The organism is Pseudomonas sp. rhizo25 (genome assembly GCF_031931935.1).
GTDB lineage: Bacteria > Pseudomonadota > Gammaproteobacteria > Pseudomonadales > Pseudomonadaceae > Aquipseudomonas > Aquipseudomonas synxantha.
This window is the reverse complement of record NZ_JAUJXA010000001.1, coordinates 421,065-447,416: the sequence shown is the minus strand read 5'-3', so window position 1 is coordinate 447,416 and position 26,352 is coordinate 421,065. Positions and strand designations below refer to the sequence as shown.

Sequence of the window (26,352 nt, the reverse complement as noted above, 5' to 3'; positions counted from 1 at the left end):
GCTGCCAGCCTGTGTGGTCCAGTGTGGGAGGGGTCTTGCCCCCCTCCCACATTGGCCCGGTTTCTACAGTAGGAGCTGTGTACTTAGCTAAGTAGTACTTAGTGCTGCAGGATTTTCTCAAGGAAGTGCTGCGCACGTTCGGAGCGAGCGCTGATGTCGCCGAAGAACTCTTCCTTCGGGCAGTCCTCGATGATCTTGCCGGCATCCATGAAGATCACGCGGTCGGCCACTTTGCGCGCAAAGCCCATTTCGTGGGTCACGCACATCATGGTCATGCCTTCCTGGGCCAGTTGCACCATCACGTCGAGTACTTCGTTGACCATTTCCGGGTCCAGCGCCGAGGTCGGTTCATCGAACAGCATGACGATCGGGTCCATGGCCAGTGCGCGGGCAATTGCCACACGTTGCTGCTGGCCCCCGGAGAGCTGGCCAGGATGCTTGTGGGCGTGTGCCGACAAGCCCACGCGGTCAAGCAGCTGCAGGCCTTTCTTGGTGGCTTCTTCCTTGCTGCGGCCCAGCACCTTGATCTGCGCGATGGTCAGGTTTTCCGTAATGGTCAGGTGCGGGAACAGCTCGAAGTGCTGGAACACCATGCCCACCCGCGAACGCAGTTTCGGCAGGTTGGTCTTCGGGTCGGCGATGGAGGTGCCATCGACCACTACGTCGCCTTTCTGGAACGGTTCCAAAGCGTTGACGCACTTGATCAGGGTGGATTTGCCCGAGCCGGACGGCCCGCACACCACGATCACTTCGCCTTTTTTAACCTCGGTGCTGCAATCGGTCAGCACCTGGAAGTCGCCATACCACTTGTTGATGTTCTTGATAGAGATCATACGGCAAACCTTTTTTGCAGACGCTTGACCAGCAGCGAGGCGGAAAAGCTGATGATGAAGTAGACGACACCGGCAAAGATCAGGAACTCATTGGAGCGGCCGATGATGTCGCCGTTGGAGCGGGCGGAGTTGAGGAAGTCCACCAGGCCCACGGTGTAGACCAGCGAAGTGTCCTGGAACAGGATGATCGATTGTTGCAGCAACAGTGGCGTCATCTTGCGAAACGCCTGGGGCAGGATGATCAGGCGCATGGTCTGCCCGTAGGTCATGCCCATGGCTTGTGCCGCGGCCATCTGGCCCTTGGGAATCGACTGCACGCCGGCTCGCACGATTTCGCAGAAATACGCGGCCTCGAACATCATGAACGCCACGACGCAGGAGGTGAACGCACCGATGGGAGTGTCTTCGCCGGTGATCCAGCGCAGCACGAACGGCACCGCCAGGTAGAACCAGGTAATCACCAGCAGCAGCGGGATCGAGCGGAAGTAGTTCACATAGGCGCCGGCCACACGCGACAGCAGTTTGCTGGACGACAGGCGCATCAACGCAAGGATCGTACCCAGGATGATGCCGCCGACCACGCCCATGACCATCAACTGCAGGGTCATGACCATGCCGTTCCACAGGCCCGGGATGGCGGGGATGATGCCGCTGAAATCAAAGTCCATTATTTACCCCCCACGGAGATCAGGCCGGGCACCGCGACTTTCTTCTCCACCACGCGCATCAGCAGCATCAGGCTCATGTTCAGGGTGAAATAGATCAGCGTGGCCAAGGTGAAGGCTTCGAACAGGTTGGCCGAGAACTCGGCGGTCTGCTTGGTTTGCGCCAGCAGTTCCATCAAGCCGATCAAAGACGCCACGGAGGAGTTCTTGAACACGTTGAGGAATTCCGAGGTAAGCGGCGGAATGATGATGCGATACGCCTGGGGCAGCAGCACGTTCCAGTAGATCTGCGGCAGCTTGAAGCCCATGGCGCGTGCAGCGGACTCCTGGCCACGGGGCAGCGCCTGGATGCCGGTACGCACTTGTTCACACACACGGGCGGCGGTGAACAGGCCCAGGCACACGACAACGCTCAGGTAGGCCGAGGTAGTCGGGTTCAGGTCTTGCTTGTACCAGTCCTGCAGGTTCTGCGGCAGCAGGTCGGGCACCAGGAAGTACCAGATGAACAGCTGAACCAGCAGCGGCACGTTACGAAACAGTTCGACGTAGCAGGTCGCAATGCCCGATACGATGCGGTTTGGCACGGTGCGCATGACCCCCAGAATGGAGCCCAGCAGCAAGGCGATGATCCATGCCACGACAGCGATGGCGATGGTCCAGCCCAGGCCGGCGATGTACCAGTCGAGATACGTCTCGCTGCCAACGCCAGTGGACTTGAAGAACACGCCCCAGTCCCAGTTGTAATTCATTAGGGTCTCCCCTCGAGATCGATCAATGTACAAGCACCCGCTTGGGGAAGATCCTTTCCCACCTGGCAATGAATGCCAGGCACACACGATCGGCTCGGAAACCGCCAGGTCGAGTGTTCCAAATTAAAGCCAGCAGGTAGTAACAGATGCCTGAGGGAGGTTGGCTCCCTCAGGAATAAGCTTAGTCAGGTATCAGATTTTTACGTCAGGCGCTGGTTTGTCGCTTGGGTTAGCGATCAGCTCCTTAACCTTGTCACTCATCGGGAAGTTGAGGTTCAGGCCTTTTGGTGGAATCGGGCTTTCAAACCACTTGCTGTAGATCTTGTTGATCTCGCCGGATTTGTACAGGGCGACGATGGCGCCATCCACAGCCTTCTTGAAGTCAGGGTCGCCTTTGCGAACCATACATGCGTAGGCTTCAAAGGACTGCGGAGTACCGGTGATGACCCAGTCGTCCGGCTTCTTGGCCTTGGCTTCTTCACCGGCGAGCAGCGCGTCGTCCATCATGAACGCAACGGCACGGCCGCTTTCGAGCATCTGGAAGGACTCGCCGTGGTCTTTGGCGGAGATGACGTTCATGCCCATCTGCTTGTCGGCGTTCATCGCCTTGATGATGCGCTCGGACGTGGTGCCGGCGGTGGTCACGACGTTCTTGCCTTTGAGGTCGGCAAAGTCAGCGTAGGACGGCTTGCCATCCTTGTCTTTCTTGACCAGCAGGCGAGTGCCGATTTCGAAGATGTTGACGGTGAAGTCGACTTGCTGGGCGCGTTCGGCGTTGTTGGTGGTGGAGCCGCACTCGAGGTCCGCGGTGCCGTTCTGGATCAGCGGGATACGTGTTTGCGAGGTCACCAGGTTGTACTTGGCTTTGAGGTCGGGTTTGTTCAGGTCTTTTTTCAGCTGTTCAACGACGGCCAACTGAATGTCGTGGGAGTAGCCCACGGGTTTGCCCGAACCGTCCGCGATGTAGGAAAACGGAATGGAGCTGTCGCGGTGAGCGAGAGTGATGGTGCCGGAGTCGTTGATTTTCTTCAGTGTGCCGGTGAGTTCGGCGGCGAAAACTGGAGTGCTGATCAGAGCAGCAGCAATAGCTGCGCCCAGGATATGGGGAACGATGCGCATCAATACTTCCTCGACATTTGTTTTTTTTATGAAGCCAGCTAAACGGCTCTTTTGTACAGCGAATGCCCGAGACGGCTCCTAAGGCGCCTCAGGTAATCGTCAAAGAGTGTAGAGCATGAGTCGTGCCATACCGAAAATAAAAGGTTAACTACATGATTTATATCGGGATTAACTTTATGTTACGACGCGGTTTTCGACGCCGGGTCCGGCAAACCGAATAGGGCGGGAGCTTGCGTTCGGAAAACCGAATGCCGCCCAGGTCATCTGCGGGAGCGAGCTTGCTCGCGAAAACGCAAAAGCGCCGCGTTTATTCTGAATAAACGCGGCGCTCTCAGGTTTCTCGCGAGCAAGCTCGCTCCTACAGTTTGGGGATGGCTATCAGGCCGCTTCGATCTTGCTACGGCTTTGTTCGACCTTCGCCAGGTAGCGTTGCACGTTGTCCTGCTCCTGCGGCGTGGTGAACAGGCCAAGCTTGGTACGGCGCCACAGTACGTCCTGCGGTTGCGTCACCCATTCTTCGGCGCACAGGTAATCAACTTCACGGGTGTACAGGCCGCCACCCAGGTGGTCACCGAGGTCGGCCAGCGATTGCACGCCCTCCAGCAGGCGCCAGGTGCGACTGCCGTAGGTGGTGGACCAGCGGCGGGCGATTTCGCTCGGGATCCAGTCGAACTTGGCGCGGATCGCATCGGCCAGGGCTTCGGGCGTGGTCATGTTTTCACCGCCGGGCAGGCTGGCCGTGGCGGTCCAGCTTGGGCGCATCTGGGTGAAGTACGGCGCCAGCTGGGCCATGGCCGATTCTGCCAGCTTGCGATAGGTGGTGAGCTTGCCGCCGAACACCGACAGGATCGGCGCTTCGCCGTTGCTGCCGGACAGCGCCAGAGTGTAGTCGCGGGTGATTGCCGACGGGTTGTCCGACTCGTCGTTGCACAGTGGGCGCACGCCGGAGTAGGTGTGGACGATATCGTCACGGCTCAGCTGTTTCTTGAAGTGCGCGTTGACCACCTTAAGCATGTAGTCGGTTTCACCTTCGGTAATCGCTACTTTCGCCGGGTCGCCGGTGTATTCGCGATCAGTGGTGCCAATGATGGTCAGGTGGTTCAGGTACGGAATAGTGAAGACGATGCGTTGGTCTTCGTTCTGCAGGATGTGCGCGTGGGCGCCTTCGTACAGTCTTGGCACGATCAGGTGGCTGCCCTGGATCAGGCGGATGCCGTAGGGCGAATCCAGCTTGAGGTCGTCCCTGATGAACTTGGCGACCCACGGGCCGGCAGCATTCACCAGTGCGCGGGCGCGGATCGAGAACAGGCTGCCATCGGCACGTTCCATGTTCATTTCCCACATGCCGTTGCTGCGATGGGCGCTGATGCAACGGGTCTGTGTATGGATGTGTGCGCCTTTTTCACGGGCAGCCATGGCGTTGAGTACCACCAGGCGGGCGTCATCCACCCAGCAGTCGGAGTATTCGAAGCCCTTGGTGATTTCGCTTTTCAGCGGGCTGTCGGCGCCGAATTTGAGGCTTTTGGAACCCGCCAGTTTCTCCCGCTTGCCCAAGTGGTCATAAAGGAACAAGCCGGCACGAATCATCCAGGCCGGACGCAAGTGCGGACGGTGGGGCAGTACGAAGCGCATCTGCTTGACGATATGCGGTGCCTTGGCCAGCAGCACTTCACGTTCGGCCAGGGCTTCACGCACCAGGCGGAATTCGTAATGTTCCAGGTAGCGCAAGCCGCCGTGGATCAGCTTGCTGCTGGCCGATGAGGTGTGGCTGGCCAGGTCGTCCTTTTCGCAAAGGAATACCGACAAACCGCGACCGGCTGCGTCTGCTGCAATGCCGACGCCATTGATCCCGCCACCGATTACGGCAACGTCATAGACTTCGGCAAGCGGTGGAGCAGGCAAGGTGGAAGGGTTCATCGGCTAGCCTCGCGATCTTTTCGTCTTGGAATTCGAACATTAATGTTCATTTGCGAAAATGGTAGCTGATAAATGCGAACACAGCCACCCAACTTCGATTAAAAAAACTCATCGAAGGGTGGGAAAAGGAAGATTTATGAACATGAGCCTGGGGAAGGCTCAAAAGGTTGAGTGCTGGATAGATCGCCATCGGGAGCAAGCCCCCTCCCACATTGGTATGTGTTCACAGCTCAAAATGTGGGAGGGGGCTTGCTCCCGATGGCGGCAGTGCAGGCGCTACACGACTTCCAGTCGCACCTTGTGCTCATTCAACACTTGCACCAACGCCAGCACTGGCTGCTGATCAGTCACCAGGCAGTCCACCAGGCTGATCGGCCCCAGGCGAATCATGGCATTGCGCCCGAACTTGCTGGAGTCCGCCGCCAGGATCACCTGGCGTGCATTGGCAATGATTGCCTGGGAAACCCGCACTTCCTGGTAATCGAAGTCGAGCAGGCTGCCGTCCTCGTCGATACCGCTGATGCCCACCAGGGCAAAGTCGACCTTGAACTGGTTGATGAAATCCACACTGGCCTGGCCGACCACACCGCCATCGCGGCGTACGTTGCCGCCGGTGAGCAACACATCGAAGTCGTCCTTGGCACTGAGCATCGTGGCGACGTTGAGGTTGTTGGTGATGATTTTCAGATGGTTGTGATTGAGCAGTGCGCGGGCGATGGATTCTGTGGTGGTGCCGATATTGATGAACAGCGAGGCGTGGTCGGGAATTTGCGCGGCGATGGCTTCACCGATGCGCTGTTTCTCGTCGCGCATCTGGTCTGCACGCATGGCATATGCGGTGTTCTCGACACTGGAGTCATAGGCCGCGCCGCCGTGGTAGCGGCGCAACAGATTGGCGTCCGCCAGCTGGTTGATATCGCGGCGGATGGTTTGCGGGGTAACAACGAATAGCTGCGCCATTTCCTCGATACTGACATACCCGCGTTCGCGGACCAGTTCGAGGATTTGTTGCTGGCGGGGAGGCAGATTCATGGGGCGTCCTTTGGGCTGCCATACAAAAGTGGCCCATGATGACGCAGGAATCGGCTCCCTGCCAGTTACAACCCGATATGGAACCGGTGCTTGGCTTATTCAGCGCCTTCGTGCGGTTCCCAGTCGCGGGTGCGGCTCACCGCTTTTTGCCAGCCGGCGTAGAGTTTTTCTTTGGCGGCTTCGTCCAGTTGGGGTTCGAATTCGCGCTCGATCACCGCCTTGCCACGCAGTTCGTCCAGGCTGCCCCAGAAGCCACACGCCAGGCCGGCCAGGTAGGCGGCGCCGAGGGCAGTGGTTTCGCGCATTTGCGGGCGCTCGACCTGGGTGCCGAGGATGTCGGCCTGGAATTGCATCAGGAAGTTGTTGGCAACCGCACCGCCGTCCACACGCAGGGCCTTGAGGCGTTCGCCAGAGTCTTGTTGCATGGCGTCGAGTACATCGCGGGTCTGGAAGGCAATCGACTCCAGGGCTGCACGAATAATGTGGTCTACGCGTACGCCGCGGGTCAGGCCGAACAGCGCACCACGGGCATACGGGTCCCAATAGGGCGCGCCCAGCCCGGTGAAAGCCGGGACCAGGTACACGCCGTTGCTGTCCTTGACTTTGCCGGCAAAGTATTCGGTGTCGTGGGCGTCATTGATGATTTTCAGCTCGTCACGCAGCCATTGCACGGTGGAACCGCCGTTGAAGACCGCGCCTTCAAGGGCGTAGGCCACTTCACCGCGTGGGCCGCAGGCGATGGTGGTGAGCATGCCGTGCTTGGATTTCACTGCCTTGTCGCCGGTGTTCATCAGCAGGAAGCAGCCGGTGCCGTAGGTGTTCTTGGCCTGGCCGGCTTCCACGCACATTTGGCCGAACAGCGCGGCTTGTTGGTCACCGGCAATGCCGCCGATGGCGATGCCGCTCTTGGTGCGGCCATAGATTTCGGAGGAAGACTTCACTTGCGGCAGCATTTCCCGCGGCACATCCAGAATCTCCAGCATCTTCGCATCCCACTCCAGGGTGTGGATGTTGAAAAGCATGGTGCGCGAGGCGTTGGTGTAGTCGGTGACGTGGGTCTTGCCGCCGGTAAACTTCCAGATCAGCCAGCTATCGATGGTGCCGAACAGCAGTTCGCCATTGCGTGCACGCTCGCGGCTGCCTTCGACGTTATCGAGGATCCACTTGAGTTTGGTGCCGGAAAAGTAGGGGTCGGTGACCAGCCCGGTGGTGTCGTTGATGTACTGCTCGTGGCCGTCGCGCTTGAGCTGCTGGCAGATTTCGGTGCTGCGGCGGCACTGCCAGACAATCGCGTTGTAGATCGGGCGGCCGGTGATCTTGTCCCAGACTACGGTGGTCTCGCGCTGGTTGGTAATGCCAATGGCGGCGACCTGGTCATGGTGCAGGCCGGCTTGCGCCAGCGCTTCGACCATTACCGCGCTCTGGGTGGCAAAGATTTCCATCGGGTCATGTTCGACCCAGCCGGCTTGCGGGTAGTGCTGGGTGAATTCACGCTGGGCGGTGCACACCACGTTGGCGTCACGATCGAAGATGATCGCCCGGGAACTGGTAGTGCCCTGGTCGAGGGCAATGATGTAGTTCTTATTCTGAATGTCGGTCATGTCAGGTGCCTTACGAAATAAGGAAGTCAGAAATCAGCCTGGGCCGCGAAGGGCAGGGGGCCAGGCTGGCGCTTTCAGGAAATACGGGTCTTGCCGTTGACAGCCGTGTCAGGTGTTTCAGCTATAGCAGGTGCGGCGCTCGGCAGGTGACGGGCAATCAGCCCGCGATAGGCTGCCGCGCCGAGGCATGCGCCGACAATCGGGGCGAAAATCGGCACCAGGAAGTAAGGAATGTCGCGGCCACCAGTAAAGGCCATTTCACCCCAGCCGGCGAAAAAGGTCATCAGCTTGGGCCCGAAATCCCGTGCCGGATTCATCGCAAAGCCGGTCAGCGGGCCCATGGCGCTGCCAATCACGGCGATCAGCAAGCCGATCAGCAGCGGAGCCAGCGGGCCGCGTGGCAGGCCGTTGTTGTCATCGGTGAGGGCCATGATCACACCCATCAGGATCGCGGTAATGACCATTTCCACCAGGAAGGCCTGGGCCGTGCCCAGCAGTGCATGGGGGTAGGTGGAGAACACGGATGCCAGTTCCAGGCTGGCCTGGGAGCCGCGGACCATATGGTGGGTTTGTTCGTAATCGAAAAACAGGTTGCTGTAGAGCGTATATACCAAGGCTGCAGAGCAGAAGGCGCCGGCGACCTGGGCGAGAATATAGAAGGGCAGTTTGCGCTTTTCAAAATCGGCAAAAATGCACAGGGCGATACTGACCGCCGGGTTGAGGTGAGCCCCGGAAATACCGGCACTCAGGTAGATCGCCATGCTCACACCGATCCCCCAGATAATACTGATTTCCCATAGGCCAAAGCTCGCACCCGCGACCTTGAGCGCGGCGACACATCCTGTACCGAAGAAGATCAGCAGTGCGGTCCCCAGGAATTCGGCCATGCATCGGCTCGAAAGTGAAGGCTGTTGAAGAGCAGTTGTCATGGCAAACCTCGATTGTTGTTCTTGTCTGGCGCACTGCCTCAGCGGGCGGTTGCGCGATTTTCACCGTGACAAGGATCCCCATCCTGGGTCGCGGCTTACTGCTGGAGTACTGCGGAGTATTCCTACAGTATTCGGAAACGAAAAAATATAGACAAGAATGACCGCTGTCAAAGGTCGAAAGTGAACCGCCAGTCACTTTCTAACTATTGGTCTGATGAATGATCATGCGGGTTAGGTTTGGCCTGTGCGCCAGCAGCGCTTGAACTAGAGCGTTTTGCCTGCGCTTGGCCTAGAATTGGGTGCCTGTTTTCCCTGCCCGGAGACTCCATGACGCCCGCATTGGATTTGTTGAAAAAAGTTCGCGCCGAACATCGCATCCATAGCTATGAACACGACCCTAAGGCGGCTTCGTATGGCCTGGAGGCCGCGGAAAAATTGGGTCTTGACCCTGCGCAGGTGTTCAAGACGCTGTTGGCCAGCAGCGAGAAAAGCGAATTGTTGGTAGCGGTGGTGCCGGTCGTCGGAAGTCTGGATTTGAAAGCGCTGGCTCATGCGGCAGGCGTGAAAAAAGTCGAAATGGCCGATCCGGCAGCGGCTCAGCGTTCCACCGGTTACCTGTTGGGCGGCATCAGCCCGCTGGGACAAAAGAAGCGCTTGCGTACGTTTATCGACGAAACGGCGCAACCCTTTGCAACGATTTTTGTGAGTGCGGGGCGGCGGGGGCTGGAGGTGGAGTTATCCGCAGCTGTGCTGGCCGAACATACCCAGGCCAAGTTCGCGCCGATTGGCCGGGCCTGACTTTCAGCCCTGTTACGATTCAAATGTGGGAGGCGGCAAGCCCCCTCCCACATGTTTAACCCGGTTTCCTCAGAAAGCTGCTTACGCCTGGAACAGCACCAGATGCTCGGCAGCCACTCGAATCCCTACATCCGTCCCCATCTGTTGATCAACATGGCTGGGGAAAATCGATTCCAGCTGTGCACCCGTTGGCAGTTGCAACCGGTACAAGGTCGAGGCTCCCTGGAACGTCTTGCCGACGATCCGAGCTTTCAATGCGCTGTCCGGCGCGTAGACGATATCATCCGGGCGCAGCAAAACATCCACCGCGCCGCCGATGGCCCAGGTATAGGCGCGATTACCACGCAGGTCACCCAGCTCGGTGCTCACTGACTCGGGCGAGTTCAATTGACCCCGGATGAAATAGCCCTGGCCGATAAAACTGGCGACATAGGGCGTCTGCGGTTCGTGATAAAGGTTGTAGGGCGTGTCCCACTGCTCAAGACGGCCCTCCTTGAACACGCCGACATGGTCACTGACGGCGAACGCTTCTTCCTGGTCATGGGTAACGAGGATCGCACTGGTGCCCCGCGCCTTGAGGATATCGCGCACTTCATGGCTGAGCTTGCGGCGTAGTTCGCCATCGAGATTGGAAAACGGTTCGTCCAGCAGCAACAGTTGTGGCTCCGGCGCCAAGGCGCGGGCGAGGGCGACACGTTGCTGCTGGCCACCGGAAAGCTCGTGTGGGAAACGCTTGCCCAGATCCTTCAGGTTGACCAGTTCCAGCAACTCGGCGACTACACGATCCTTTTGCAGATGTTTGCGAATACCGAAGCCGATGTTATCGGCCACGCTCAGGTGCGGGAACAGAGCGTAGTCCTGGAACACCATGCCGATACGACGTTTCTCGGGTGCCAGGGTGAACCCTGCGCTGGAGATGACTTCGCCGGCCAGGCTGATTTCGCCTTCATGTATCGGCTCAAAGCCAGCAATGGCGCGCAAGGTGGTGGTCTTGCCGCACCCCGAGGAACCGAGCAGGCAACCGATGTCGCCGGCATTGAGGTGCAGGTTGAGGTTCTGCACCACTCGTTGATCTTGATAGCCGCATGCCAGGTTGCGCAGGTTCAGCAGAAGTGGCTGGCTCATGCGTGGTGGTACGACGGTTCGACGAGAAATTCCAGCAGGGCTTTTTGCGCATGCAGGCGGTTCTCGGCCTGGTCCCAGGCCACCGAACGCGGGTCGTCAAGCAGGTCGAGGCTGATTTCTTCGCCGCGGTGGGCAGGCAGGCAGTGCATGAACAGCACGTCCGGCGCGGCCGTATCGAGCAGGGCGCGGGTCACCTGGAACGGTGCGAACAGGGCCAGGCGTTTGGCCGTTTCGTCTTCCTGGCCCATTGAGGTCCAGACGTCGGTGCTGACCAAGTGGGCGCCGACTACGGCATCCTTGGGGTCGCGTAGCAATTGCACACGGCCATCGGCCTTGGCCATGAACTCGGCGCTCGGCTCGTAGCCTTCAGGGCAGGCGATACGCAGGTGGAAGTCGAATTGGATCGCCGCCTCTATATAGCTGTTGCACATGTTGTTGCCGTCGCCGATCCAGGCCACGGTCTTGCCTTGGATCGAGCCACGGTGCTCAAGGAAGGTTTGCATGTCGGCCAGCAACTGGCAGGGGTGCAGGTCATCGGACAGGCCATTGATCACTGGCACGCGAGAGTTGGCGGCAAACTCGGTCAGGGTGCTGTGGGCGAAGGTACGGATCATCACCGCGTCGAGCATGCGTGACATGACCCTGGCGCAATCGCTGATCGGTTCCCCACGGCCCAGTTGGGTGTCACGCGGTGACAGGAAAATCGCCTGGCCACCCAGCTGGATCATGCCGGCTTCGAACGACAGGCGGGTACGCGTCGAGGATTTCTCGAAAATCATCCCGAGTACACGGTTTTTCAAAGGCTCAAACAGTACGCCGCGGTTACGCAGGTCTTTAAGCTCAATGCCTCGACGGATCACGCTGACCAGCTCTTCGGGCGTGCAATCCATCAGGGAGAGAAAGTGCCTTGCGCTCATCATTAACTACCTTTTTGCAACAGACCGCAGATACTCAAAGCCTTGTTTATTGTGACAACGGGCGAGACCTGCGGCGGAAGCCGCACGGGGCGACGAAATAGGGGAAGGCGCGATATTGACATTAAATGTCGCGTCTTACCAATAGGGCTACGGTTTTTAGGGGTGTTCAAGCAGGGCGCTGACGCGCGTTTGAAGACAATTTCCTGACAGCAGCGGGTCATTTGTACACTGGCGCCGAGGCCTTTTGCAATGCGCCGAGGCGGGCCCAAGCCAGGTAGCGTCGGTTTAAGCCGCTGGATGGACGGTTTCTGAAACATTTACTCATGCTTAGCCATGCCCTGGCCTATGCCCACCGATTCACAGCACGAAGGTTGCTGGCGCGCTGGCAGCTCGCCGCCCATAGTTAAGCCAAAGCCCCTATAAAAGAGACTGGCCATGACCAAGACTCTCCATCACCGTGCCTGCCACCTGTGCGAAGCCATCTGCGGCCTGACCCTGGAAACCACCCAGGCTGACGATGGCAGCCTGGCGATCACCTCGATCAAGGGCGACCCCCTGGACAGTTTCAGTCGCGGGCACATCTGCCCCAAGGCAGTGGCCCTGCAGGATATCCAGAATGACCCGGACCGCCTGCACCAGCCGATGCTGCGGGTCGGCAGCGAATGGCAGCCGATCGCGTGGGATGAAGCGTTTGCCATGGTGGCCGAACGGCTGGCAAGCATCCAGGCCCGGCACGGGCAGAACGCGGTGGCGGTGTATCAGGGCAACCCCAGCGTGCACAACTATGGGTTGATGACCCACAGCAACTACTTTCTCGGGCTATTGAAAACGCGCAATCGCTTTTCCGCGACCTCGGTCGATCAACTACCCCATCACCTCACCAGTCACCTTATGTACGGCCATGGCCTGTTGCTGCCCATTCCGGACATCGACCATACCGACTTCATGTTGATTCTCGGCGGCAACCCGCTGGCCTCCAACGGCAGCATAATGACCGTGCCGGACGTAGAAAAACGCCTCAAGGCCATTCAGGCGCGTGGCGGCAAAGTAGTGGTGGTCGACCCTCGGCGCAGCGAGACAGCCGCCATCGCCGACCAGCACTTGTTCGTACGCCCCGGAGGCGACGCGGCGCTGTTGTTCGGGCTGCTCAACACCTTGTTCGCTGAGGGGCTGACCCGCGACAGCCATTTGCCAGTTGAAGGGCTGGAGGACGTGCGCCGAGCAATTGTGGGATTCAGCGCCGAGGCAATGAGTCGCCAGTGTGCAGTGCCTGCCGAGCAGATTCGGCAGTTGGCCCGCGATTTCGCTGGCGCTGACAAAGCCGTTTGCTACGGCCGAATGGGAGTCTCGACCCAGGCGTTCGGCACCCTGTGTCACTGGTTGGTGCAGTTGATCAACCTGGTAACTGGCAATCTCGACCGCGTGGGCGGTGCGCTGTGCACCAGCCCGGCGGTCGACCTGGTAGCCTCGACTGGTGGCGGCCATTTCAATCGCTGGCAGAGCCGTGTGTCCGGGCGCCCGGAATACGGCGGAGAGTTGCCGGTGTCGGCTCTGGCCGAGGAAATGCTCACCGAAGGCGAAGGACAGATCCGCGCGCTGGTGACAGTGGCCGGCAATCCGGTGCTGTCGACGCCCAACGGTCGCCAGTTGGAGCAGGCGCTGGATGGATTGGAGTTCATGGTCAGCGTCGACCTCTATATCAACGAGACCACGCGTTATGCCGACCTGATCCTGCCGTCCACCTCTGCATTGGAAAACGATCACTACGACACCACCTTCAATATGTTCGCGGTGCGCAATGTCACCCGCTTCAACCGAGCGATCCTGCCCAAGCCCGAGGGTGCGCTGCATGACTGGGAGATCTTTGTCGGCTTGGCCAAGGCATTCGCGGCGCAGACCGGCGTAGCGCTCAAGCCAACCCTGCCTCCGGCACAGATGATCGATTTCGGGCTGCGCGCAGGCGCCTACGGTGATGCATCCAGTCATAAGCTATCGGTGGCGATGTTGGCCGATCATCCCCATGGCGTGGACCTGGGGCCGCTCAAGGCCAATCTCGCAGTGCGTTTGAAGACTGCCGATGGCAAGGTCCAGGCGGCACCGGCTGTGATCCTCGCTGACCTGGCGCGCTTCGAGGCGCAGCCGGTGCCGGTGGCCGACGAGCTGCTGCTGATCGGCCGTCGTCATGTGCGCAGTAACAATTCCTGGATGCATAACTACCATCGGCTGGTGAAGGGCAAGCCACGCCATCAATTGCTGATGCATCCTGACGACCTCGCCAGGCGACAGCTCAATGACGGTCAACGGGTGCGGGTAAGTTCGCGCATCGGCATGATCGAAGTGGACGTGTTGGCCAGCCTGGACATGATGCCGGGCGTGGTCAGCCTGCCTCATGGCTGGGGGCATGGCCGCCCGGGCGTACAAATGAGCATCGCCAGTGCTCAGCCCGGGGCGAGTGCCAATGACTTGACCGACGAGCGGCAGTTGGACGAGTTGTCGGGTAACGCCGCGCTTAATGGCGTGCCGGTGCAAGTGGCGGCGGCGTGAGGTGCCCGAGCACCGCGCTGGGATTTTGCGTTACAATGCGCCACCGTGCCGACCTGTGAGTCGCAAAGTTCCAGCCGAGGTGTTCCATGGATATCATCGAAACGATCAAAGACCAGATTGCCAACAACACCATTCTGCTCTACATGAAGGGCGCGCCTAACGCTCCTCAGTGCGGTTTTTCCGCAAAAGCCTCCCAGGCCATCATGGCGTGTGGCGAGAAGTTCGCCTACGTGGATATCCTGCAGAATCCGGAAATTCGCGCCAACCTGCCTAAATACGCCAACTGGCCGACTTTCCCGCAACTGTGGGTAGCCGGTGAACTGGTTGGCGGCAGCGACATCATCACTGAAATGGCAGCCGATGGTTCGCTGCAAGCGCTGATCAAAGACGCAGCGGAAAAAGCGGCAGCCAAGACTGAAGCTTGATTGACCGGCAATAAAAAGCCCCGCTTCTCAATACGAGAGCGGGGCTTTTTTGTACGCTAGGAGTTATTCACCCATCTGCGATTGCAGGTAGTTCTCGAGGCTGACCTTGTCGATCAGGCCCAGCTGGGTTTCAAGCCAGTCGATATGCTCTTCCTGGTCTTCCAGGATGTCTTCCAGCAGTTCACGGCTGCCGAAGTCGCCCTTGGTTTCGCAATGGGCGATGGCGGCCTTGAGGTCGCTATGGCTCTTGCGCTCAAAGCCCAGGTCGCTGCTGAGCATTTCCTGGGTATGCTCGCCGATGTTCAGCTTGCCCAGGTCCTGCACGTTCGGCAGGCCTTCCAGGAACAGGATGCGTTTGATCAGCGCGTCGGCATCCTTCATAGCCTTGATCGATTCTTTATATTCGCGCTTGCCAAGCTTTTCCAGGCCCCAATCGTCGTACATGCGCGCATGCAGAAAGTACTGATTGATCGCGACCAGTTCATTGGCAAGGATTTTGTTGAGTTGCTGGATGACTGAGATGTCGCCTTTCATGACTGGGGTCCTGCCCTGTAATAGCTGTGTATAGGGCAGAGTCTGAGCGGTGAAATTCCTAGTGTCAAACCTAAGTTATTGAATAATAAATGAAAATTAATCGGAATAAGAATGTTTGTGTTCCGCGTCTTGGCGCTAACTAATTGAATTACAGGCATAAAAAAACCGGACACTAGGTCCGGTTCTTTAAAACAGCCTTTTCAGGCGTGTGTAAATTCTGTCGAGTAGGGGAGCGCGGCCTGGGCTGTTTGCAGCTGCGTCAGGGTTTCCCGTACCACTTGCTTGGCGAGGCACGCACATTTACCACACTGACTGGCAACGCCGGTGGTTTCACGCACTTCTTTGTAGCTGCAGCAACCTTCGTAGATCGCTTCGCGGATTTGTCCGTCGGTGACGCCAGTGCAGAGGCAGACATACATAAGGGAGAACCGTCGCGGGTTTAAGGCTTAAGTGCGATGGATCTTAATGTTAACGAGAATGATTGTCAAAGTAGTTTCGTCAACGATCAGCCGCGTATTGCCCATGCGCTGACGAACGGTTTTTTCAGTGTATGATGGTTGGTCTTCACGAAGCGTGATTGCGTCATGTTTCTGTCGGATTCTACAGGCAGACTCGACCGGTCCTTTTGCTTCAATCGTCATCCCATATCAGGAGATATCCAATGAGCGTACTCGTCGGTAAACAAGCCCCGGATTTCGACGTCCCAGCCGTCCTCGGCAATGGCGAAATCGTTGATAGCTTCAAACTGTCCGAAGCCATCAAAGGCAAATACGGCCTGGTCTTCTTCTACCCGCTGGACTTCACCTTCGTCTGCCCTTCGGAGCTGATCGCCCTGGACCACCGCATGGACGACTTCAAGGCGCGCAACGTAGAAGTAGTGGCTGTTTCCATCGACTCCCACTTCACCCACAACGCCTGGCGCAACACTGCCATCAATGATGGCGGCATCGGCAAAGTCAAATACACCATGGCTGCCGACATGAAGCATGACATCGCCAAGGCCTACGACGTTGAATCCGAAGGCGGCGTGGCCTTCCGTGGCGCGTTTCTGATCGACGACAAGGGCGTCGTTCGCTCGCAGATCATCAACGACCTGCCGCTGGGTCGTAACATGGAAGAGCTGATTCGCCTGGTCGACGCCCTGCAATTCCACGAAGAGCACGGTGAAGTCTGCCCTGCCAACTGGAAAAAAGGCGACAAGGGCATGAACGCTTCGCCAGAAGGTGTTGCTGCTTACCTGACCGAGAACGCTGGCAAGCTGTAAGCGCCCGTTTCACGGTAAAAAAACCGGCCTGAGAGGGCCGGTTTTTTTATGTGCGGGGTTCAACTTCAATCGCTGAAGTCTTCCCAGCCGCCCATCTGCTTCCAGCGATTGACGATGCCGCAGAACAGCTCGGCAGTCTTCTCGGTATCGTAGCGGGCCGAATGAGCCTCACGGCCGTCGAAGTCGATACCGGCCGCCTGACAGGCTTTGGCCAACACGGTCTGGCCATACGCCAGACCGGCAAGGGTGGCGGTGTCGAAGCTGGAGAACGGGTGAAACGGATTGCGCTTCATGTCCAGTCGCGCCACGGCGGCATTCAGGAAGCCCAGGTCGAAACTGCTGTTGTGGCCCACCAGGATCGCGCGTTTGCAGCCATTGGCCTTCAGCGCTTTGCGCACACCGCGGAAGATATCGGTCAGCGCCGCTTCTTCGCTCACCGCCATGCGCAGCGGGTGGTCGAGCTTGATGCCGGTGAACTCCAGGGCTGCCGCTTCGATATTGGCGCCTTCGAATGGCTCGACGCGGAAGAAGTGGGTATGTTCCGGGAACACAAAACCGTGTTCATCCATGCCGATAGTGGTAGCGGCGATTTCCAGCAGGGCGTCGGTGGCGCAATTGAAACCACCGGTTTCTACGTCGATGACAACCGGCAGATAGCCGCGAAACCGCTCGGCCATCGGGTGACGGGAACCGCCACCACTGTGCTCTTGTTCGTCGTCGTAATGGTCTTCACTCACTTGCTTTCCTCCAGCAGGCGCCAGCGCAGTGTTTCACCGGCGCGCAGCGGGATAACAGTCAGCTCGCCGAATGGCAGGCTGGCAGGGGCGGTCCAGTCTTCACGAACCAGGGTGATGCGGTCGGTATTTGCCGGCAGGCCGTAGAAACGCGGGCCATTGAGGCTGGCGAAGCCCTCGAGTTTGTCCAGGGCATTGCGCTGTTCAAACGCTTCGGCATACAGCTCTATAGCGGCGAACGCCGTGTAGCAACCGGCGCAACCGCACGCGGCTTCCTTGGCGTGCTGGGCATGGGGCGCGGAGTCGGTGCCGAGGAAAAATTTCGGGTTGCCGCTGGTGGCGGCGTCCAGCAACGCCACCTGGTGGGTGTTGCGCTTGAGGATCGGCAGGCAGTAGAAGTGCGGCCGAATCCCGCCCACCAGCATGTGGTTGCGGTTGTAGAGCAGATGATGGGCGGTGATGGTCGCGCCCACATTGGCCGAAGCTTCGGTGACGAACTGCACGGCATCGGCCGTGGTGATGTGTTCGAACACCACCTTCAGGGTCGGGAACAGCTCGACCACGCGACGCATGTGCTCGTCGATGAACACCTTCTCGCGATCAAACACGTCCACGTCGCCACGGGTGACTTCCCCGTGGATCAGCAGCGGCATGCCGACCTCGGCCATGGCTTCGATGGCTGGCAGGATCTTGTCGATGCTGGTCACGCCGGAATCGGAGTTGGTGGTCGCGCCGGCCGGATACAGCTTGGCGGCGTGCACGAAGCCGCGGGCCTTGGCTTCACGAATTTCGTCAGGCTGGGTGCGGTCGGTCAGGTAGAGCACCATCAACGGTTCGAAGCAGCTGCCGGCCGGTCGTGCAGCGAGGATGCGCTGGCGATAGGCATCGGCTTCTGCGGCATTGCGCACCGGAGGTACCAGGTTAGGCATGATGATGGCACGGCCAAACGTGCGCGCCACATCGGCCACGGTTTGGGGTAACGCAGCACCATCGCGAAGATGAATATGCCAGTCGTCGGGACGCAGCAGGGTCAGGCGGTCGGACATTGGGGATTCCAGGCGGGTCAATCTGGTGGGAATGCTACCGGAAAAGACTCTTGCAGGCACTCGCTATCAAGTTTTGCCGGATGCGACCGATATTCCCGGGTATGCCTTAACGATGTATGACGCTTTGAAGTGTTGTAGAAACCAGTGGAGCCTTCCCGTGCGCCAGCATTATCTAGCCCTGCTCAGTGTGTTCGCCAGCCTGCCTGCGATGGCCCTCACGTTCCAGACCCGCCTGGAGAATATTGAGTGGAAGGTAGAAGGTGACCAGTTCGAGTGCCGCCTGACCCAGCCGATCACCGATTTCGGCTCCGGCGAATTCGTGCGCCGCGCCGGTGAGCAGGCGACGTTTCGCTTGAAGGCCTATAACGGTTCGTTCGGCGCAGGTTCGGCGACTTTGTTGGCTGCTGCTGCGCCCTGGCAGCCGGGCCGAGGCGATATCAACCTCGGCGCCGTACGGGTCGGCAGTGGTGACGTATTGTTCAACAGCTCCCAAGCCCAGGCCGGGCGTCTGTTCACCGGCTTGCTCGAGGGGCGTAGCCCGACCGTGCGGCATTACGGACGTGAGGGTGGTTATTCGGAAATTCGCCTGCTGCCGGTGAAGTTCAACAAGGCCTACAGCGACTATCAGTTGTGCACTACCAAGCTGCTGCCAATGAATTATGACCAGGTCAAACAGACTGAAGTCGGCTTCCCCGGTGGCGGCATCGAACTGGACGCGGCTGCCAAGAAGAAGCTGTCGGTGATTCTTGCATTCATGAAAGCCGACCCCACGGTCAATCACGTCGAGTTGAACGGCCATTCGGATAACAGTGGCAACCGACTGACCAATCGCGATGTCTCGCGCCGGCGCGCCCTGGCGGTGATGGACTATTTCAAGGCCAACGGCATCGCGGAATCGCAGATTACCCTGCGGTTTCATGGGGAAAGCTATCCTTTGGCGCCCAACACCAATGCGGCCAACCGCGCCCGTAACCGGCGTGTGAATATCCAGCTGGAGCGGGTAGCGGCCCCCGAGAAACCGGCACCCCAGGCCACTGCGCCGAGCAATCCTGCAGCCACATCATAAGGGGCGACCATCGGTCGCCCGCTCGACATAATCTGTCGCTTTATCTTCATTTGCTGTCGCGCCCCTGTAATTTCACGGTTTTGATCGGTAGAATCGACGCCTTTCCGTACAACCCCGTGGAGTGATGGCATGGCCGACGTAAACAAGGTCGTTCTCGCGTATTCCGGCGGCCTGGACACTTCGGTGATCCTCAAGTGGCTGCAGGATACTTATAACTGTGAAGTGGTGACCTTCACCGCTGACCTGGGTCAGGGCGAAGAGGTCGAACCTGCACGTGCCAAGGCGCAAGCCATGGGCGTGAAAGAGATCTACATTGACGACCTGCGCGAAGAGTTCGTCCGCGATTTCGTCTTCCCGATGTTTCGCGCCAACACTGTCTACGAAGGCGAGTACCTGCTGGGTACCTCCATCGCACGTCCGCTGATCGCCAAGCGCCTGATCGAAATCGCCAACGAAACCGGCGCCGACGCCATTTCCCATGGCGCCACCGGCAAGGGCAACGACCAGGTACGTTTCGAACTGGGTGCCTACGCCCTCAAGCCAGGGGTAAAAGTGATTGCCCCTTGGCGCGAATGGGACCTGTTGTCCCGTGAAAAGCTGATGGACTACGCTGAAAAGCACGGCATTCCGATCGAACGCCATGGCAAGAAGAAGTCGCCGTACTCGATGGATGCCAACCTGCTGCACATCTCTTATGAAGGTGGTGTGCTGGAAGACACCTGGACCGAGCACGAAGAAGACATGTGGAAATGGACCGTCTCCCCGGAGAACGCTCCTGACAAGCCGCAGTACCTGGAACTGACCTACCGTAACGGCGATATCGTTGCGCTCGACGGCGTTGAAATGACCCCGGCCACCGTACTGGCGACCTTGAACCGGATCGGCGGCCAGCACGGTATCGGGCGCCTGGACATCGTTGAGAACCGCTACGTAGGCATGAAGTCCCGTGGCTGCTACGAAACTCCTGGCGGCACCATCATGCTGCGCGCCCACCGCGCCATCGAGTCCATCACCCTGGACCGTGAAGTGGCCCACCTCAAAGACGAACTGATGCCTAAGTACGCCAGCCTGATCTACACCGGCTACTGGTGGAGCCCTGAGCGCCTGATGCTGCAACAGATGATCGACGCTTCCCAGGCTCACGTGAATGGCGTCGTGCGCCTGAAGCTGTACAAGGGCAATGTGATTGTCACAGGCCGCAAGTCCGATGAGTCGCTGTTCGATTCCAACATTGCCACGTTCGAAGAAGACGGCGGGGCCTACAACCAGGCGGATGCGGCCGGGTTTATCAAGTTGAACGCACTGCGCATGCGTATTGCTGCCAACAAGGGCCGCTCGTTGTTCTGACTGTCAGGCGCATTGTGAAAATGGCCCCTTGTTCAAGGGGCCATTTTTTTTGCCTCGGTATTGGTAGGCAAGCGTTAAATAGGTGTTGATGTTTATTTACGTTTACCCTGTGTAAGTCTTTGCGCAACTTGCAAGGGTGATTTAGGTTGTTATCTTTTATTTTTTAGGATGAATGATTTTTTACATCTGCTGAGGAACTATTTCTGACAGAAAATTCACTCATGTAAGTGGTGGAGGTATGCGACATGTTGAATTTTCTGTAGGAATTTTGAGTGTGTGTAAATATGTTAAATGGAACTAACGTAAATAGAATGTGCTCGCCACTTTGCGTGCATCATCGCGAGAAACAAGGGGCATTTCCTGAAAGTCATGTGCGGCACGTTTACCTTTTGCGGCTTATGCCAGGGATATTTCACTCAAAATATGTATGTGTCGAGAAAGGTCTGAAAGGAAGCATAAAGCCACACACCTCTAAGTTGGCGATTTTTTGTAGGTTAATTCCTATCTTCTTGTGGGGTGGGTCTCTGCCTGCTGTTGCTCGGGGGTGAATGCTATGCCAACTAGCAATCGACTAGGCTATTGTGCTTGCTCTAAATAATTCGAACAGCGAAATTGGACTTTCTCATGAATAAAGTGCTGATCGTGGATGATCATCCCGTCATTCGTCTTGCTGTGCGCATGCTAATGGAGCGTCATGGTTATGAGGTCGTTGCCGAGACTGATAACGGTGTCGATGCATTGCAACTTGCACGGGAACATATGCCGGACATTGTCATACTGGATATAGGAATTCCCAAGCTCGATGGCCTGGAAGTTATTTGTCGGCTGGCTTCGACCAAGCAGGCTGTATCGTTCAAGGTGCTGGTGCTGACGTCACAAGCTCCTGGCCATTTTTCCATGCGCTGCATGCAGGCAGGGGCGGCCGGCTATGTGTGCAAGCAGCAGGATCTGACAGAACTGTTGAGTGCCATCAAGGCGGTGCTTTCCGGCTACAGCTACTTCCCGAACCAGGCGCTGAACTCGGTGCGCTCAACCATGGGCAACGCCAGTGAAGCCGATATGGTCGAACGCCTGTCAGGCCGAGAGATGATGGTGCTGCAACAATTGGCCCGTGGTAAAACCAACAAGGAGATTGCCGACGGCATGTTCCTCAGCAACAAAACCGTCAGTACCTACAAGACTCGCCTGCTACTCAAGCTCAATGCCCGTTCCCTCGTGGACCTGATCGAACTGGCCCAGCGCAACGGCCTGGTCTAGGCGGGCATTGCACCGTTCGTACACCCGTGTAACCGGCAGAAAAAAGCCTCCGTCAGGGAGGCTTCCGGTCGTTGGCGCATCGATCAGAAATCGAAGTCGTAATCGGCCAGCTGTTTTTGCAAGCGTCGCTCTTCCAGAAGATTGTCGATAGTGCGGCGTTTGCTCAAATTGGTCTTGGCCACCTCTGCAACAGGTGCCTCTACCCCATCGTCGTCCGACTCAACGAGGTCGTCGTCCACTTCCAGTTGTTCTTTGCCAGTGCTCATAAGGTTAACTCCAGGCTAAGACTGCCATTGGGGCTCCTTATAGCGATAAACCGCGAGTGGGTAAAAAAGATTTTTTCAATCGACTGATCAAGAAACCTAATGGTCGCTCAATCGTCAGACGTTTTGTCCTTGTATTCACACAGGTCCTCGATGCGACAGCTGCCGCAGCGTGGCTTACGCGCCTGGCAAACGTAGCGCCCGTGCAGGATCAGCCAGTGGTGGGAGTCAAGCAGATACGGCTTGGGCACGAACTTCATCAGTTGTTTCTCCACCTCGACCACATTCTTCCCGCGTGCAATACCGGTTCGATTGCTGACGCGGAAAATGTGCGTGTCCACCGCCATGGTCAGTTGCCGGAATGCCGTATTGAGTACGACGTTAGCGGTCTTACGCCCTACGCCCGGTAAGGCCTCAAGGGCTTCACGCGTTTGCGGTACCTCGCCTGCGTGCAGTTCCATTAGCAGGCGGCATGTCTCGATCACGTTCTTGGCTTTGCTGTTGTACAGGCCAATGGTCTTGATGTATTCGGACAAGCCTTCCACGCCGAGGGCATAAATCGCTGCGGGGGTATTCGCTACCGGGTACAACTTGGCCGTCGCCTTGTTGACGCCCACGTCGGTGGACTGAGCCGACAGGATCACCGCAATCAATAATTCGAACGGCGAGGAGTAGGCCAGCTCGGTTTTGGGTTCCGGATTGTCTTCGTGAAACCTGCGGAAAATTTCCAGGCGTTTTGCGGCGTTCATGGGCGGAGCGATTCCTTGCGGGTGGTCTACGTCATTTGAAAAAAGCCCAGGTCTAAACCTGGCAGGTATCAACGTGGTGGCGGCCATGTCGTGTAGCAAGGCCCCCCTGACTCATTCTGGGCTCGGTCTATGGGCTTGCAGCTGACGCTCTGCCTCGTCCAGCCTTCGCTGGGCGGCGTTCAATTCATCTACAGGTGGGGCCGGTTGGCGTTGTAATTTGCTGACATCAGCGCGAGCGTAGGCCAACGCGGTTTTCAACTGGCGCAGCTGGCTGTCGATAGGGCGTTTTTCCACACGCTGCAAAGCCGGTCGCGGCTGCTCGGAGGCTGCTTCAGCTTCATGCAGGTTGTACTCGGCGGCAGTCAACGCGGCACTCAATGTGGCCAGTTGCTGGTTGTCAGCACGCTGCTCCTGCGCCTTTTTCAATTCCGCGCGACGCATGGCCAGTTGGATCTTAGCCCGCTTGAGTGCTGGGTCCTTGGGAATTGCTGTCGCTGGCGGGCTGTCCACCTCAAGCATGGCCAGCACCTGCTCCGCAGCTTCGAACTGCCGTTGCAGGACGATCAGTTGCGACTGCTGGTCAAAAGTCGGTGGATGGCCAAACGCTTTCAAGGATTTGTACAACTGGGCGCGGCTCATCGCGACGGTGATCTTGGCTTTCTTGATCGCAGCTTCCTGAACAACCTGATGGTTATCTACAGGTATTGCGTCCGTCGGCGCCGGGCGCTTGGAACGTGCCAGGCGTTCAGCGAGCTTGTGTTCTTCTTCCCGTTGCAGGCGCGCATTGCGTTGTTCATAACGCCTGCGCGCCCGATCACGCTTGAGGCTACGTTCATGGCGCTCGAGATCGTTGGTCGCCAGCCCACCCACTATGGGGACGACACTGACCAGTGGGCGCAGCTCAATGCAGTCGACAGGGCAGGGGGCGACGCACAGGTCGCAACCGGTGCACTCGTCGATTATCACCGTATGCATCAATTTGGCGGCGCCGACGATGGCATCCACTGGGCAAGCCTGGATGCATTTGGTGCAACCGATGCATTCGGCTTCGCGGATATAGGCAATCTGCGCCGGGGCTTCGCCGCGGCTGGTATCCAGGTCCAGCACCGGTACGCGTAGCAAGTTCGCAAGCCCAGTGATGGTTTCTTGCCCACCCGGCGGGCACTTGTTGATTGCCTCGCCTTTAGCGATGCCCTCGGCGTAAGGCTTGCAGCCCGGGTGCCCGCACTTGCCGCATTGAGTCTGCGGTAGCAGCGCGTCGATACGTTGAATGAGGTTCATGCTTTGATCATAGCGTTGACGCCCGGCCCTGTGAGGTGGGCAAGCTGAAAAGCCCCGTCGTTGAAACGGGGCATTTTGCAGGACTTACTTGATACGTTGACCCGGCTTGGCGCCGCTGTCCGGGCTCAGCAGGTAGATTTCTTCGCCTCCGGGGCCAGCTGCCATCACCATGCCTTCGGAAATGCCAAACTTCATTTTCCGTGGCTTGAGGTTGGCAATCATCATGGTCAGGCGACCATCGAGCTTGGACGGGTCCGGATAAGCGCTCTTGATCCCGGAGAACACGTTGCGCTGTTCGTCACCGATGTCCAGCGTCAGGCGCAGCAGCTTGTCGGCACCTTCCACGGCTTCGGCCTTGATAATCAGCGCCACGCGCAGGTCAACGGCGGCAAAGGCGTCGAAATCGATTTCCGGGGAAATCGGGTCCTTGGCCAGTTCGCCATTGCCCGCAGGTGTGGATTGCCCGGTATCGGTCTGGCTGGCAATCAGGTCTTCTTTCGAAGCGTCGGTCATGGCCTGGACTTTCACCGGGTCGATACGGGTCATCAGCGGCTTGAACGCGTTCAACTGATGGTTGCTGAGCCACATGGCGTGGTCGGCCCAGGTCAAGGGAGCCACATTGAGGAACGCCTCGGCGTCGGCGGCCAGCAATGGCAGGACCGGCTTGAGGAAGATCACCAACTGGCGGAACAGGTTGATGCCGGTGGCGCAGATCGCCTGGACTTCAGCTTCTTTGCCTTCCTGCTTGTTCAGCGACCAGGGTGCTTTGTCGGCGATCCAGGCGTTGGCACGGTCGGCCAGGCCCATGATCTCGCGCATGGCGCGGGCAAAGTCGCGGGCTTCATAGGCGTCGGCAATGCTTGGCGCGGCCGCCAGGAAGGCTTCAGTCAGTTCCGGCGCGGCGTTTTCCGCCACCATTACACCGGCGTTGGCCTTGTGGATAAACCCGGCGCAACGGCTGGCGATGTTGACGACTTTGCCGACCAGGTCCGAGTTGACCTTCTGTACGAAATCTTCCAGGTTCAGGTCCAGGTCGTCGACGCCACGGCCCAGCTTGGAGGCGTAGTAATAGCGCAGGTATTCCGGCGACAGGTGATCCAGGTAGGTGCGTGCCTTGATGAAGGTGCCGCGAGACTTGGACATCTTCTGGCCGTTGACCGTCAGATAGCCGTGCACAGCGATGCCGGTTGGCTTGCGGTAGCCCGAGCCTTCAAGCATCGCTGGCCAGAACAGCGCGTGGAAGTTGACGATGTCCTTGCCGATGAAGTGGTACAGCTCGGCGGTGGAGTCCTTGGCCCAGAACGCGTCGAAGTCCAACTCCGGCGTGCGGTCGCACAGATTCTTGAAGCTGGCCATGTAGCCGATCGGCGCATCCAGCCACACATAGAAGTATTTGCCCGGCTCGTCCGGGATCTCGAAACCGAAGTAAGGCGCATCGCGGGAGATGTCCCACTGTTGCAGGCCAGCATCCAGCCACTCGGCGATCTTGTTGGCCACCGCGTCCTGCAGGGTGCCGCTGCGGGTCCAGGTTTGCAGCATCTGCTGGAAATCCGGGAGCTTGAAGAAGAAGTGCTGGGAATCCTTGAGCACCGGGGTGGCACCTGAAATGGCCGATTTCGGATTCTTCAGGTCAGTCGGCGCGTAGGTGGCACCGCACTTTTCGCAGTTGTCGCCGTACTGGTCTTCGGTGCCGCATTTCGGGCAGGTGCCCTTGATGAAGCGGTCGGCCAGGAACATTTTCTTGTCCGGGTCGAAATACTGGGTGATCGAGCGCGTGGCAATGTGCCCGGCGTCACGCAGGCGCTTGTAGATCTGGCTCGACAGCTCGCGGTTTTCTTCGGAGTGGGTCGAGTGGAAGTTGTCGAAGTCCACCAGGAACTCGGCAAAGTCGGCGCTGTGTTCAGCCTGCACGTTGGCGATCAGTTGTTCCGGGGTGATGCCTTCCTTTTCGGCGCGCAACATGATGGCCGAACCGTGGGCGTCGTCCGCGCAGACATAAATGCATTGATTGCCGCGATGCTTTTGGAAGCGCACCCACATATCGGTCTGGATGTACTCAAGCATATGGCCAAGATGGATGGAACCATTGGCATAGGGCAGGGCGCTGGTGACGAGGATCTTGCGTGGCTCGGACATGGGGCTCGGCTACTTGATGAA

General features: G+C 58.4%; 25 protein-coding genes. 7 read left to right on the top strand and 18 right to left on the bottom strand.

Annotated features, from left to right (window positions below; all coding sequences use genetic code 11):
- Positions 1-98 precede the first annotated feature (98 nt).
- The 8 genes from QZR30_RS02190 to QZR30_RS02155 all read right to left on the bottom strand — a co-directional run bounded on the left by QZR30_RS02190 (position 99) and on the right by QZR30_RS02155 (position 8,845).
- Entirely contained in the window at positions 99-833 is a 735-nt protein-coding gene (locus tag QZR30_RS02190) for an amino acid ABC transporter ATP-binding protein (protein ID WP_046071143.1), read from the bottom strand.
- The gene (locus tag QZR30_RS02185; protein WP_046071144.1) at positions 830-1,501 is read right to left on the bottom strand and encodes an amino acid ABC transporter permease; all 672 of its coding nucleotides are present in this window, start codon (positions 1,499-1,501) and stop codon (positions 830-832) included. The genes QZR30_RS02190 and QZR30_RS02185 overlap by 4 nt, the downstream gene beginning before the upstream one ends.
- The gene (locus QZR30_RS02180) at positions 1,501-2,247 is read right to left on the bottom strand and encodes an amino acid ABC transporter permease (RefSeq protein ID WP_046071145.1); all 747 of its coding nucleotides are present in this window, start codon (positions 2,245-2,247) and stop codon (positions 1,501-1,503) included. The genes QZR30_RS02185 and QZR30_RS02180 overlap by 1 nt, the downstream gene beginning before the upstream one ends.
- Positions 2,248-2,439: 192 nt before the next feature.
- On the bottom strand, positions 2,440-3,366 hold the full coding sequence (locus QZR30_RS02175) for a glutamate/aspartate ABC transporter substrate-binding protein (protein ID WP_046071146.1): 927 nt from the start codon (positions 3,364-3,366) through the stop codon (positions 2,440-2,442).
- Between the two features lie 378 nt (positions 3,367-3,744).
- Positions 3,745-5,283, bottom strand: coding sequence for a glycerol-3-phosphate dehydrogenase (glpD, locus tag QZR30_RS02170; RefSeq protein WP_046071147.1), 1,539 nt, complete (start codon positions 5,281-5,283; stop codon positions 3,745-3,747).
- A 276-nt stretch (positions 5,284-5,559) separates the two neighbouring features.
- The gene (locus QZR30_RS02165) at positions 5,560-6,315 is read right to left on the bottom strand and encodes a DeoR/GlpR family transcriptional regulator (RefSeq protein ID WP_311902900.1); all 756 of its coding nucleotides are present in this window, start codon (positions 6,313-6,315) and stop codon (positions 5,560-5,562) included.
- 95 nt (positions 6,316-6,410) lie between these two features.
- Positions 6,411-7,916, bottom strand: coding sequence for a glycerol kinase GlpK (gene glpK / locus QZR30_RS02160; RefSeq protein ID WP_046071148.1), 1,506 nt, complete (start codon positions 7,914-7,916; stop codon positions 6,411-6,413).
- 74 nt (positions 7,917-7,990) lie between these two features.
- Entirely contained in the window at positions 7,991-8,845 is an 855-nt protein-coding gene (locus QZR30_RS02155) for an MIP/aquaporin family protein (RefSeq protein WP_311902899.1), read from the bottom strand.
- A 327-nt stretch (positions 8,846-9,172) separates the two neighbouring features.
- Between QZR30_RS02155 and ybaK the strand changes: the two genes are divergently transcribed.
- A complete protein-coding gene (gene ybaK, locus QZR30_RS02150; protein WP_311902898.1) occupies positions 9,173-9,643 on the top strand; it encodes a Cys-tRNA(Pro) deacylase in 471 nt (156 codons plus the stop codon).
- An 81-nt stretch (positions 9,644-9,724) separates the two neighbouring features.
- On the opposite strand, the gene QZR30_RS02145 is transcribed toward ybaK, so the two are convergent.
- Together QZR30_RS02145 and argF are read right to left on the bottom strand one after the other, a co-directional pair.
- On the bottom strand, positions 9,725-10,768 hold the full coding sequence (locus QZR30_RS02145) for an ABC transporter ATP-binding protein (protein WP_046071151.1): 1,044 nt from the start codon (positions 10,766-10,768) through the stop codon (positions 9,725-9,727).
- Complete coding sequence (gene argF / locus QZR30_RS02140) at positions 10,765-11,685, bottom strand: ornithine carbamoyltransferase (RefSeq protein ID WP_046071152.1); 921 nt, start codon at positions 11,683-11,685, stop codon at positions 10,765-10,767. Before argF ends, QZR30_RS02145 begins: the two co-directional genes overlap by 4 nt.
- 435 nt (positions 11,686-12,120) lie before the next feature.
- Between argF and QZR30_RS02135 the strand changes: the two genes are divergently transcribed.
- Positions 12,121-14,229 (top strand): molybdopterin oxidoreductase family protein, encoded by a 2,109-nt coding sequence (locus QZR30_RS02135; RefSeq protein ID WP_056845420.1) that lies wholly within the window; start codon positions 12,121-12,123, stop codon positions 14,227-14,229.
- Positions 14,230-14,315: 86 nt separating this feature from the next.
- The gene (gene grxD, locus QZR30_RS02130) at positions 14,316-14,654 is read left to right on the top strand and encodes a Grx4 family monothiol glutaredoxin (protein ID WP_005785264.1); all 339 of its coding nucleotides are present in this window, start codon (positions 14,316-14,318) and stop codon (positions 14,652-14,654) included.
- A 63-nt stretch (positions 14,655-14,717) separates the two neighbouring features.
- On the opposite strand, the gene bfr is transcribed toward grxD, so the two are convergent.
- Together bfr and QZR30_RS02120 are read right to left on the bottom strand one after the other, a co-directional pair.
- Complete coding sequence (bfr, locus tag QZR30_RS02125; RefSeq protein ID WP_043048827.1) at positions 14,718-15,188, bottom strand: bacterioferritin; 471 nt, start codon at positions 15,186-15,188, stop codon at positions 14,718-14,720.
- 200 nt (positions 15,189-15,388) lie between these two features.
- Positions 15,389-15,607 (bottom strand): bacterioferritin-associated ferredoxin, encoded by a 219-nt coding sequence (locus QZR30_RS02120; protein ID WP_017526354.1) that lies wholly within the window; start codon positions 15,605-15,607, stop codon positions 15,389-15,391.
- A gap of 242 nt (positions 15,608-15,849) precedes the next feature.
- Between QZR30_RS02120 and QZR30_RS02115 the strand changes: the two genes are divergently transcribed.
- On the top strand, positions 15,850-16,452 hold the full coding sequence (locus QZR30_RS02115) for a peroxiredoxin (protein ID WP_003172097.1): 603 nt from the start codon (positions 15,850-15,852) through the stop codon (positions 16,450-16,452).
- Between the two features lie 65 nt (positions 16,453-16,517).
- Here QZR30_RS02115 and rnt read toward each other — a convergent pair whose 3' ends face one another.
- On the bottom strand, positions 16,518-17,189 hold the full coding sequence (gene rnt / locus QZR30_RS02110; protein WP_046071155.1) for a ribonuclease T: 672 nt from the start codon (positions 17,187-17,189) through the stop codon (positions 16,518-16,520).
- Entirely contained in the window at positions 17,186-18,232 is a 1,047-nt protein-coding gene (gene pyrC, locus QZR30_RS02105) for a dihydroorotase (RefSeq protein ID WP_046071156.1), read from the bottom strand. Before pyrC ends, rnt begins: the two co-directional genes overlap by 4 nt.
- A gap of 157 nt (positions 18,233-18,389) precedes the next feature.
- On the opposite strand from pyrC, the gene QZR30_RS02100 reads away from it, so the two are divergent.
- The 3 genes from QZR30_RS02100 to QZR30_RS02090 all read left to right on the top strand — a co-directional run bounded on the left by QZR30_RS02100 (position 18,390) and on the right by QZR30_RS02090 (position 21,902).
- Positions 18,390-19,298: a flagellar protein MotY gene (locus QZR30_RS02100; protein WP_046071157.1), complete on the top strand. Its 909-nt coding sequence runs from the start codon at positions 18,390-18,392 to the stop codon at positions 19,296-19,298.
- 129 nt (positions 19,299-19,427) lie between these two features.
- Complete coding sequence (locus QZR30_RS02095; RefSeq protein WP_034118348.1) at positions 19,428-20,645, top strand: argininosuccinate synthase; 1,218 nt, start codon at positions 19,428-19,430, stop codon at positions 20,643-20,645.
- A 624-nt stretch (positions 20,646-21,269) separates the two neighbouring features.
- Positions 21,270-21,902, top strand: coding sequence for a response regulator transcription factor (locus tag QZR30_RS02090; RefSeq protein WP_003188986.1), 633 nt, complete (start codon positions 21,270-21,272; stop codon positions 21,900-21,902).
- Between the two features lie 83 nt (positions 21,903-21,985).
- On the opposite strand, the gene QZR30_RS02085 is transcribed toward QZR30_RS02090, so the two are convergent.
- From QZR30_RS02085 to metG, 4 genes are all read right to left on the bottom strand, one after another.
- Positions 21,986-22,168 (bottom strand): PA3496 family putative envelope integrity protein, encoded by a 183-nt coding sequence (locus QZR30_RS02085; protein WP_046071158.1) that lies wholly within the window; start codon positions 22,166-22,168, stop codon positions 21,986-21,988.
- A gap of 107 nt (positions 22,169-22,275) precedes the next feature.
- Positions 22,276-22,914, bottom strand: coding sequence for an endonuclease III (nth, locus tag QZR30_RS02080; protein ID WP_046071159.1), 639 nt, complete (start codon positions 22,912-22,914; stop codon positions 22,276-22,278).
- A gap of 111 nt (positions 22,915-23,025) precedes the next feature.
- Complete coding sequence (rsxB, locus tag QZR30_RS02075) at positions 23,026-24,195, bottom strand: electron transport complex subunit RsxB (RefSeq protein ID WP_046071160.1); 1,170 nt, start codon at positions 24,193-24,195, stop codon at positions 23,026-23,028.
- A gap of 84 nt (positions 24,196-24,279) precedes the next feature.
- Positions 24,280-26,331 carry a methionine--tRNA ligase gene (gene metG / locus QZR30_RS02070; protein WP_059397990.1) on the bottom strand — a complete coding sequence of 684 codons (2,052 nt, stop codon included), beginning with the start codon at positions 26,329-26,331 and terminating at the stop codon, positions 24,280-24,282.
- Positions 26,332-26,352 lie beyond the last annotated feature (21 nt).